General features: G+C 72.3%; 7 protein-coding genes. 1 reads left to right on the top strand and 6 read right to left on the bottom strand.

Annotation, left to right across the window (positions count from 1 at the left end; genetic code table 11):
* Nucleotides 1-79: 79 nt before the first annotated feature.
* The 6 genes from J0670_RS18330 to J0670_RS18305 all read right to left on the bottom strand — a co-directional run bounded on the left by J0670_RS18330 (nucleotide 80) and on the right by J0670_RS18305 (nucleotide 8,193).
* Nucleotides 80-583: a MaoC family dehydratase gene (locus J0670_RS18330; protein WP_207812691.1), complete on the bottom strand. Its 504-nt coding sequence runs from the start codon at nucleotides 581-583 to the stop codon at nucleotides 80-82.
* A 4-nt stretch (nucleotides 584-587) separates the two neighbouring features.
* Nucleotides 588-1,550 carry a CoA ester lyase gene (locus J0670_RS18325; protein ID WP_207812690.1) on the bottom strand — a complete coding sequence of 321 codons (963 nt, stop codon included), beginning with the start codon at nucleotides 1,548-1,550 and terminating at the stop codon, nucleotides 588-590.
* Nucleotides 1,551-1,593: 43 nt separating this feature from the next.
* Nucleotides 1,594-3,624, bottom strand: a complete 2,031-nt coding sequence (locus J0670_RS18320; protein ID WP_207812689.1) for a protein meaA — start codon at nucleotides 3,622-3,624, stop codon at nucleotides 1,594-1,596.
* Between the two features lie 10 nt (nucleotides 3,625-3,634).
* The gene (gene ccrA / locus J0670_RS18315) at nucleotides 3,635-4,972 is read right to left on the bottom strand and encodes a crotonyl-CoA carboxylase/reductase (RefSeq protein WP_207812688.1); all 1,338 of its coding nucleotides are present in this window, start codon (nucleotides 4,970-4,972) and stop codon (nucleotides 3,635-3,637) included.
* A gap of 369 nt (nucleotides 4,973-5,341) precedes the next feature.
* On the bottom strand, nucleotides 5,342-6,262 hold the full coding sequence (locus J0670_RS18310) for a TetR family transcriptional regulator (RefSeq protein ID WP_207812687.1): 921 nt from the start codon (nucleotides 6,260-6,262) through the stop codon (nucleotides 5,342-5,344).
* A 155-nt stretch (nucleotides 6,263-6,417) separates the two neighbouring features.
* Nucleotides 6,418-8,193 carry a 3-hydroxyacyl-CoA dehydrogenase family protein gene (locus J0670_RS18305; protein WP_207812686.1) on the bottom strand — a complete coding sequence of 592 codons (1,776 nt, stop codon included), beginning with the start codon at nucleotides 8,191-8,193 and terminating at the stop codon, nucleotides 6,418-6,420.
* 538 nt (nucleotides 8,194-8,731) lie between these two features.
* On the opposite strand from J0670_RS18305, the gene J0670_RS18300 reads away from it, so the two are divergent.
* Complete coding sequence (locus tag J0670_RS18300) at nucleotides 8,732-10,171, top strand: glutamine synthetase family protein (protein WP_207812685.1); 1,440 nt, start codon at nucleotides 8,732-8,734, stop codon at nucleotides 10,169-10,171.
* Nucleotides 10,172-10,255: the final 84 nt, after the last annotated feature.

The raw sequence follows: 10,255 nt of genomic DNA, 5'->3' as shown, positions 1-10,255 counted from the left end.
CCGGGTGGGGGTCGGCCGATGACGGCGGCCTCCCCGTCCGGGGTCCTTCTGGGGGGTGTCCCCTATATGGGGGAGCGGTTCAGGAACGGGGCTCCGGACGGGCGGGCTGCTCGCCGCCGCGCTCCTTGATGTACGTCGCGGTCGGCACCATCACCTTGCGGCGGAAGACGCAGACGACCGTGCCGTCCTGCTTGTAGCCCTTGGTCTCGACGTGGACGATGCCCCGGTCGTCCTTGGACTTGGACGGCCACTTGTCGAGCACGGTGGTCTCGCCGTAGATCGTGTCGCCGTGGAAGGTCGGCGCCACGTGCCGCAGCGACTCGATCTCCAGGTTGGCGATCGCCTTGCCGGAGACGTCCGGGACGGACATGCCGAGCAGCAGCGAGTAGACGTAGTTGCCCACCACGACGTTGCGGCCGAAGTCCGTCGTCTTCTCCGCGTAGTTGGTGTCCATGTGGAGCGGGTGGTGGTTCATGGTGAGCAGGCAGAAGAGGTGGTCGTCGTACTCGGTGACCGTCTTGCCGGGCCAGTGCTTGTAGACCGCGCCGACCTCGAACTCCTCGTAGGTGCGTCCGAACTGCATGAGCTCAGGCCTCCGGAATCTCGAACTTGGTGGTGCGCTGCATGCCCGCGGCCCGGCCCTTGCCGGAGATGACCAGGGCCATCTTGCGGCTGGCCTCGTCGATCATCTCGTCGCCGAGCATCGCCGAGCCCTTGGCGCCGCCCGCCTCGGAGGTGCAGTAGTCGTAGGCGTCGAGGATCAGCTCGGCGTGGTCGTAGTCCTCCTGCGAGGGCGAGTAGATCTCGTTCGCGGCGGCGACCTGGTCCGGGTGGAGCACCCACTTGCCGTCGAAGCCGAGGGCGGCGGAACGGCGGGCGACCTCGCGGTAGCCCTCCTGGTTGCGGATCTGGAGGTACGGGCCGTCGATCGCCTGGAGGTCGTTGGCGCGGGCGGCCATCAGGATGCGCATCAGGATGTAGTGGTAGGCGTCGGCGTTGTAGCCCGGCGGCTGCTCACCGACGACCAGGGACTTCATGTTGATCGAGGCCATGAAGTCGGCGGGGCCGAAGATGATGGTCTCCAGCCGGGGCGAGGCCTCGGCGATGGCGTCCACGTTGATCAGGCCCTTGGCGTTCTCGATCTGCGCCTCGATGCCGATCCGGCCGACCTCGAAGCCCATGGTCTTCTCGATCTGGGTGAGCAGGAGGTCGAGCGCCTTGACCTGCTCGGCGTCCTGGACCTTCGGCAGCATGATGCAGTCGAGGTTGGGGCCGGCGCCCTCGACCACGGTGATCACGTCGCGGTACGTCCAGTGGGTGGTCCAGTCGTTGACCCGGACGACCCGGGTCTTGCCGCCCCAGTCGCCGTTGTTGAGCGCGTCGACGATGGTGTGGCGGGCGCTCTCCTTGACCAGCGGGGCGCAGGCGTCCTCCAGGTCGAGGAAGACCTGGTCGGCCGGGAGGCCCTGGGCCTTCTCCAGGAAGCGCGGGTTGCTGCCCGGCACGGCGAGGCAGGAGCGGCGCGGGCGCAGGCGGTTCACAGCAGTCATGAGGGTCGTTCAGTTCCTTCCCAGTGGTCAGCTGGTCAGCTGGTCAGTTCGTGGCCGCGGTCGGTGCGGGCGTCCACGGCTGGAGCCGGTTGGCCAGCCGGATCTCGTCCACGATCCGGCCGATGATGGTGGTGATGCCGAAGTCCTTCGGGGTGAACACGGCGGCGACGCCGGCGGCCTTGAGGGCCTCGCCGTCCGCTGCCGGGATGATGCCACCCACGATCACCGGGACATCCTGCACCCCCGCGCGGGCCAGCCGCTTGAGGACGTCGGGCACCAGCTCGGTGTGCGCCCCGGAGAGGATGGACAGGCCCACGCAGTGCACGTCCTCCGCGACGGCGGCGGAGACGATCTGCTCGGGCGTCAGCCGGATGCCCTGGTAGACCACCTCGAACCCGGCGTCGCGGGCCCGTACGGCGATCTGCTCGGCGCCGTTGGAGTGCCCGTCCAGGCCGGGCTTGCCGACCAGCAGGCGCAGCTTGCCGGAGCCCAGCTCCTCGGCGGTGGCGGCGACGGCGGCGCGGACCCGGGCCAGCTCCCCGCCGGGCTCGGCGGCCACCGCGACGGGTGCGCCGCCCACGCCGGTGGGGGCGCGGTACTCGCCGAAGACCTCGCGCAGGGCGAAGGCCCACTCCCCGGTGGTGACGCCGGCCCGGGCGCAGGCGAGCGTGGCCGGCATCAGGTTGGCGTCGGTGGCGGCGACGTCCTTCAGTTCGGCCAGCGCCTCCTGGACGGCGGCCTCGTCGCGTCCCTCGCGCCAGGCCTCCAGGGCGGCGAGCACGGACTGCTCGGAGGCCGGGTCGACCACCATGATCGCGGTGTCGAGGTCGGCGGTGAGCGGGCTGGGCTCGGTGGTGTCGAAGCAGTTCACCCCGATGATCTTGTCCTCGCCGGACTCGATCCGGGCCCGGCGGGCGGCGTGCGAGGCGACCAGGTTGGACTTGAGGTAGCCGGACTCGACGGCCGGGATCACCCCGCCCATCTCCAGCACCTTGGCGATCTCCGCCTCGGCGCCGGCCAGCAGCTCGGCGGTCTTGGCCTCGACCACCTCGGAGCCGTTGAAGAGGTCGCCGTACTCCAGCAGGTCCGACTCGTACGCCAGCACCTGCTGGATCCGCAGCGACCACTGCTGGTCCCAGGGCCGGGGCAGGCCGAGCGCCTCGTTCCAGGCGGGCAGCTGCACGGCGCGGGCGCGGGCGTCCTTGGAGAGGGTGACGGCCAGCATCTCCAGGACGATCCGCTGGACGTTGTTCTCCGGCTGGGCCTCGGTCAGGCCGAGCGAGTTGACCTGGACGCCGTAGCGGAAGCGGCGCTGCTTCGGGTCGGTGACGCCGTAGCGCTCCCGGGTGACCTTCTCCCAGAGCCGGGCGAAGGCGCGCATCTTGCACATCTCCTCGACGAAGCGCACGCCGGCGTTCACGAAGAAGGAGATCCGGGCGACCACCTCGCCCATCCGCTCGGCCGGCACCTGGCCGGAGTCGCGGACGGCGTCGAGCACCGAGATGGCGGTGCACATCGCGTAGGCGATCTCCTGGACGGGCGTGGCCCCGGCCTCCTGGAGGTGGTAGCTGCAGATGTTGATCGGGTTCCACTTGGGGATGTTGCCGACCGTGTAGGCGATCATGTCGGTGATCAGCCGCACCGAGGGACCGGGCGGGAAGACGTGCGTCCCGCGCGACAGGTACTCCTTGACGATGTCGTTCTGGGTGGTGCCGGTGAGCGCGGCGATGTCGGCGCCCTGCTCCTCGGCGACCACCTGGTAGAGCGCCAGCAGCCACATCGCGGTGGCGTTGATGGTCATGGAGGTGTTGGTCCGTTCGAGCGGGATGCCGTCGAACAGGGTGCGCATGTCGCCGACGTGGCCGACCGGGACGCCGACCCGGCCCACCTCGCCGCGGGCGAGGACGTGGTCGGAGTCGTAGCCGGTCTGGGTCGGCAGGTCGAAGGCGACGGACAGGCCGGTCTGGCCCTTCGCCAGGTTCCGCCGGTAGAGCGCGTTGGAGTCGCTCGCGGTGGAGTGGCCGGCGTAGGTGCGCATCAGCCAGGGTCGGTCGCGCTTCTGAGGTTCAGTCATCGGATCCGTCTCACACGTTCCTGAAGCGGTTGATGGCGTCGACGTGCTGGGCGCGGAACTCGGCGTCGCGCACGCCCAGGCCCTCCTCGGGGGCCAGGCAGAGCACGCCGACCTTGCCCTGGTGCTTGTTGTGGTGCACGTCGAGGGCGGCCTGGCCGGTCTCCTCCAGGGAGTAGACCTTGGACAGGGTGGGGTGGATCTTGCCCTTGGCGATCAGGCGGTTGGCCTCGAAGGCCTCGCGGTAGTTGGCGAAGTGCGAGCCGACGATCCGCTTGAGCGACATCCACAGGTACCGGTTGTCGTACTGGTGCATGTAGCCGGAGGTGGAGGCGCAGGTGACGATGGTGCCGCCCTTGCGGGTGACGTACACGGAGGCGCCGAAGGTCTCCCGGCCGGGGTGCTCGAAGACGATGTCCACGTCCTCGCCGCCGGTGAACTCGCGGATCCGCTTGCCCAGGCGCTTCCACTCGCGCGGGTCCTGGGTGTTCTCGTCCTTCCAGAACCGGTAGCCCTCGGCGGAGCGGTCGATGATCGCCTCGGCGCCCATGGCGCGGCAGATCTCGGCCTTCTGGTCGTTGGAGACCACGCAGATCGGGGTGGCGCCGCCGGCCAGCGCGTACTGGGTGGCGTACGAGCCGAGGCCGCCGCTGGCGCCCCAGATCAGCACGTTGTCGCCCTGCTTCATGCCCGCGCCGTTGCGCGAGACCAGCTGGCGGTAGGCGGTGGAGTTGACCAGGCCGGGGGAGGCGGCCTCCTCCCAGGTGAGGTGCCGGGGCTTGGGCAGCAGCTGGTTGGTCTTCACCAGGGCGAGCTGGGCCAGGCCGCCGAAGTTGGTCTCGAAGCCCCAGATGCGCTGCTCCGGGTCCATCATCGTGTCGTCGTGGCCGTCCGGGGACTCCAGCTCGACCGAGAGGCAGTGCGCGACGACCTCGTCGCCGGGCTTCCAGGCGTTGACCCCGGCGCCGGTGCGCAGCACCACGCCCGCGAGGTCCGAGCCGACCACGTGGTACGGCAGGTCGTGGCGCTTGGTGAGCGGGGACAGCCGGCCGTAGCGCTCCAGGAAGCCGAAGGTGGAGACGGGCTCGAAGATCGAGCTCCAGACGGTGTTGTAGTTCACCGCGCTGGCCATCACGGCGACCAGGGCCTCGCCGGGGCCCAGCTCGGGCAGGGCGACCTCGTCGAGGTGAAGGGACTTGCGGGGGTCCTTGTCGCGGCTGTCGAGGCCGGCGAACATCTGCTCCTCGTCCTTGTGGAGCGTCACCGCCCGGTAGGACTCGGGGAGCTTGAGCGCCGCGAAGTCCGCCGACGTGGTGTCGGGGCTGAGGATCGCGTCGAGGATTTCCTGCATGGCTGCCTCCGAAGGCGTACCTGTGCGAGGGTCACAGGGCGTCTGGGGGAGCCGGGAGCGGACACCGGCTTCGCTGAGGTGGGTGGTGGGCGGTCAGGCGGTCGCCCGGTGGTGGGCCGGGCTGGGTCTGGCACTGCTCCCGGGGTGTGGGAACGCCGGACGACGGCGCGCCGAGGTGGGGAGCCGCGGCGCCGCGACTGGTGGGTAACAAGGTAGTGGCACCCTGTGCCACTCGTAAAGACACCGGGTGTCAGGAATTCCGGCTGCTCTCGGCGGTGCCGAACGCGCGTAGCGCGGGCATGCGAAAGGCCCGCGCCGATCGTTCGGCGCGGGCCCTCGATACTGCTCTGACCTGTGGAAATGTCGTTCCTAGCAGTCCCGGGCGCCGCTCAGCGCGGCCCGGATGCTGTCCACCACGACGTCCAGCGGAGCGTCCGTCCGGGCGACTGTGATGAGCACCTCACCTCCGGGGCTGGCACTCAGTGCGCTCTCCGCCACCACGTCACCTGACACCTCACTGGCACCCGGTGCCACCACCGAGCCCCGGCGCCTGGCACCCGGCGAGCTGGACGCCCAGAAGGTCCGCCGGATCACCTCGAAGGAGTGGTCCAGTTGCGCCTCCACGTCCCCCCGGCCGCCGGCCCGCAGCCAGCGCCGCAGCACGTGGTTGTGCGCCGCGACGACCGCCGCCGCCGACACCTCGGCCAGCATCGAGTCGTCCTCGCCGCCCCGCTGCCAGCCGGACGGGATGGACTCGCCGGTGTCGAAACGGCCCAGCAGGTAGCGGGTGAACAGCCGCTCGTACCGGGCCACCACGGCGATCTCGCGCTCGCGCAGCGCCGGGACCTGACGGATCAGCTGGTACCGCGCGACCGACACCCCCGGGGTGGAGGCGTACATCCGCAGCACCTCCTTGATGCCCCGGCAGACCACGTCCAGCGGGTGCTCCTCCGGCTCGGCGCTGGCCAGCAGGTCGGCCACCCGGACGAGGGTGTCGTCGTGGTCCGGGAAGATCGCCTCCTCCTTCGACCGGAAGTACCGGAAGAAGGTGCGCCGGGCCACCCCGGCGGCCGCGGCGATCTGGTCGACCGTGGTCTCCTCGTAGCCCTGCGAGGCGAACAGCTCCATCGCGGCCGCGGCCAGGTCCTGGCGCATCTGCTGACGCTGAGCCGCCGCCCGGCGGCTGCCCGGCCCGCCGTCCGATCCGGTGCCGCCGGCAGAGGGGGCCGACCGGTCGGCACCGCGCGGTCCGACGGAGTGCTGCGGAGTGGCTGACTGAACCCGATCCATGCCCGGAACGCTACACGGCCCCGTCGGCGCACCGGCGGCCCTTCCCCTGTGCACCGGCGCGACCGGGCCGGTCACGGCCGGTCTCGGCCACCGCGCGGACACCGTCCCGGGGTTCCAGGCGGGGTCCGCGGTGCCGCCCCCGGCCCTCGGCGCGGTCACCGGCGCGCGTGGTCGCGGAAGCCGCGGCCGGTCTTGCGGCCCAGGCAGCCGGCCGCGACCAGGTGCTCCAGCAGCGGCGCGGCGGCCAGGCCCGGCTCGCGGAACTCCTGGTGCAGCACCCGCTCGATGGCCAGCGACACGTCCAGGCCGACCACGTCCAGCAGCTCGAAGGGGCCCATCGGGTAGCCGCAGCCCAGCTTCATCGCGGCGTCGATGTCGTCCACCGTCGCGTAGTGCTCCTGGAGCATCCGCACCGCGTCGTTCAGGTAGGGGAACAGCAGCGCGTTGACGATGAAACCGGCCCGGTCGCCGCACTCCACCGGGTGCTTGCGGACGGAGGCGGTCAGCTCCAGCACCGTCGCGGTGACCTCAGGGGCGGTCAGCACCGTGGAGACCACCTCGACCAGCTTCATCGCCGGGGCCGGGTTGAAGAAGTGCATGCCGATCACGTCCTGCGGCCGCGAGGTGGCCGTCGCACAGCTGATCACCGGCAGCGAGGAGGTGGTGGTGGCGAGCACCGCGCCCGGGCGGACGATCTTGTCCAGGGTGGCGAACAGCTCCCGCTTGACCGCCAGGTCCTCCGCGACCGCCTCGACCACCAGGTCCACCTCGGCCAGCTCGGTGTACTGGCCGACCGGGGTGACCAGCGCCAGCGCGGCGTCCCGCTGATCCCCGGTCAGCCGCCCCCTGGCGAACGAGCGCTCCAGCGACCTGGCCAGCTGCGCCTTGGCCTTCTCGGCCTTCTCCTGGCTGCGGGCGGCCAGCAGCACCGGGTGCCCGGCCTTGGCGAAGACCTCGGCGATGCCGGTGGCCATGGTGCCGGAGCCGCAGACGCCGACGGTGCGCACCGTCCGGCCGGGCACCTTCGGCCGGGCCGGGCCGGCCACCGCGTCCACCGGCCGGGACGAGCCCGGCGCCTCGTAGGCGTAGAAGCCGCGCCCGGACTTGCGGCCCAGCAGTCCCGCCGCGACCAGCTGGCCGAGGATCGGGGCGGGCGCGTGCAGGCGGTCGCGGGACTGCTCGTACATCGCCTCCAGCACGGTGCGCGCGGTGTCGACGCCGATCAGGTCGAGCAGCGCCAGCGGGCCCATCGGCAGGCCGCAGCCGAGCCGCATCGCGGCGTCGATGTCCTCCCGGGAGGCGTACTTGGACTCGTACATCGCGGCGGCCTGGTTCAGGTACGCGAACAGCAGGCCGTTCACCACGAAGCCGGCCCGGTCGCCGGCCGCCACCGGCTCCTTGCCGAGGTCGCGGGCGAAGGCGGCGGCGTCCTCGGCGGTCTTCGGGGAGGTCAGCACGGTGCGGACCACCTCGACCAGCTTCATCGAGTGCACCGGGTTGAAGAAGTGCAGGCCCAGCACCCGGTCCGGACGGGCGGTCGCGGCGGCGATCCGGGTCACCGAGAGCGCGGTGGTGCCGGTGGCCAGCACGGTCGTCTCCGGGCAGATCCGGTCCAGCTCGGCGAAGAGCCCGCGCTTCAGCTCCAGTTGCTCGGGCACCTCCTCGATCACCAGGTCCGCCTCGGCGGCGGCCGCCAGCGTGTGACCGACCGAGATCCGCGCCAGAAGAGCGGTGCGCTCCTCGGCGGTGAGCCGCTCCCGGTCGACCGCGTGCGCGGTCGCCTCCGTGATCCGGGCCAGCGCCCGGGCGGCCGAGTCCTCGGTGGCCTCGATGCCGATCACCCGGCGGCCGCTCCTGGCGACCGCCACCGCGACGCCGGCACCCATCGTGCCGAGGCCGACGACGGCGACGGTGGGGAAGGGACGCTCCATGTCCTGACTCCTAGTCATGAAGGGCCCGCGCGCGCTCCGGCGGACGGGCCGCCGCGCCCGTCGACGGGGGACGGGGGCGGCCGGCGCCGGAGGAGGGTCCGCGCGCGGGGGCTTTGGGGAGATGACGGGTTCCGGCGTGCCCGGGCAGCGGCCGGTCCGCTCCGGCCGAACTGCGGGTGTGCCGTGGTGCTCAGGCGCTCAGGGGTGAAGGAAGCGACGCTGATACGAGGAGGAAGACCCGGTCGGCCGCCGATCGCGGCACCGGCCGGTGAGAGCGCACCGGCGCGGGCGCCGCGGACACGGCGACCACGACCTCCCGCCGGTGCGGCTCCCGAAGCCCGGCGATGGTGCGTGCCGGTCACTGTAGCGAAGCTACTCGCGGGTAGGAAGGGGGTGTGGCCGGAAAGTGGGAAGGGGGTGCGGCCGCGACGGTCGGCGCCGGCCGTCGCCCCGAACGAGTGAACGGGTGGACGGACGTCCAGCCGGACCACTCGATGGGGGAGTTACAACCGCCCTGTGGGCGGGGCAGCATGGTGACATGGGCATTGAGACTGCGGCCGCTCAGGCTGACCAGGTTGAGCCGTTCGGCCTCGGCGGCTTCGCGGCCGCCGTCGCGCTGCCCCCGCGCGCCGAGCGGGGCGCCCGGGCCGAGGCGGCCGCCGACCGGCTGCGCACCGCCGCCGTCGAGGCGGTCGCCGTCACCTGGGTGGACAACGCGGGCGTCACCCGGGTCAAGGCCGTGCCGCTCGCCCGCCTGGTGCACGCGGCCGAGTGGGGCATCGGCACCGCACCCTGTTTCGACGTGTTCCTCGCCGACGACGTCATCACCACCAGTCCGATCATCGGCGGCCCCACCGGGGACTTGAGGCTCTACCCCGACCTCGACCGGATCGTCCCCCTGGCCGCCCAGCCCGGCTGGGCCTGGGCGCCGGGGGAGCGCTACACCCAGGGCGGCGCCCCGCACCCCGGCTGCCAGCGGCTGTTCGCCCGCCGGATGGAGGCCGCCGCGGCCGCGCGCGGGCTGAGCCTCAAGGCCGGGATCGAGGTCGAGTGGGTGGTCGCGCTGGACGGTCCCCCGGAGGAGGCGCCCACCTACCCGACGCACGGCCCCGCCTACGGCATGCACCGGCTCACCGACCTCTCCGACTACCTGCGGGACGTCGTGCGCGCCCTCGGCGAGCAGGGCCTGAGCGTGCTGCAGGTCCACCCCGAGTACTCCCCGGGCCAGTTCGAGGTCTCGGTCGCCCCCGAGGGCCCGGTCGGCGCCGCCGACACCTCCGTCCTGGTCCGGCACACCATCCGGGCCGTCTCCGCCAGGCACGGCCTGCGGGTCTCCTTCGCCCCGGTGGTCGAGCCCGACGGGGTGGGCAACGGCGGGCACCTGCACCTCAGCCTCTGGCGGAACGGGCGCAACCTCGGGCACGGCGGCCCCGGGCCGCACGGCCTGACCGCCGAGGCCGAGGGCTTCCTCGCCGGGGTGCTCGACGCGCTGCCCGAACTGCTGGTGCTGGGCTGCTCCAGCCCGGCCGGGTACCTGCGCCTGGTGCCCTCGCGCTGGGCCGGGGCCTACCAGTGCTGGGGCCTGGAGAACCGGGAGGCCGCGCTGCGCCTGGTCACCGGCTCCACCGGGGAGCGCGCCGCCGCCGCGAACGCCGAGGTCAAGTGCTTCGACGCGAGCGCCAACCCGTACCTGGCGATCGGCGCGGTGATCGCCGCCGGCCTCGCCGGGCTGGACCAACGCCGGGCGCTGCCACCGGAGTTCACCGTGGATCCGGCCACCGCCGAGCCCGGTACGGTGCCCCGGCTGCCGCAGGGCCCGGCCGAGGCGATCGCCGCGTACACCGGCTCGGCGGTGCTGCGCGAGGCGCTCGGCGAGCCGCTGTACCAGGCGGTGCTGGCGGTGCGCCGGGCCGAGGCCGAGCAGTACGCGGCCGTCGGCGTCGAGGAGTTGATCGCGGCCACCCGCTGGCGGTACTGACCGGTGGCCCTCGTCCCGGAGCTGGTCGACCACCACTGCCACAGCGTGGTGGCGGCCGAGCTCGACGACGACGCCCTGGCCGGG

The organism is Streptomyces sp. FH025 (assembly GCF_017427025.1).
Classification (GTDB): domain Bacteria; phylum Actinomycetota; class Actinomycetes; order Streptomycetales; family Streptomycetaceae; genus Kitasatospora.
Note: the sequence above shows the minus strand (reverse complement) of the source record. Positions and strands in the feature narration are given on the sequence as shown.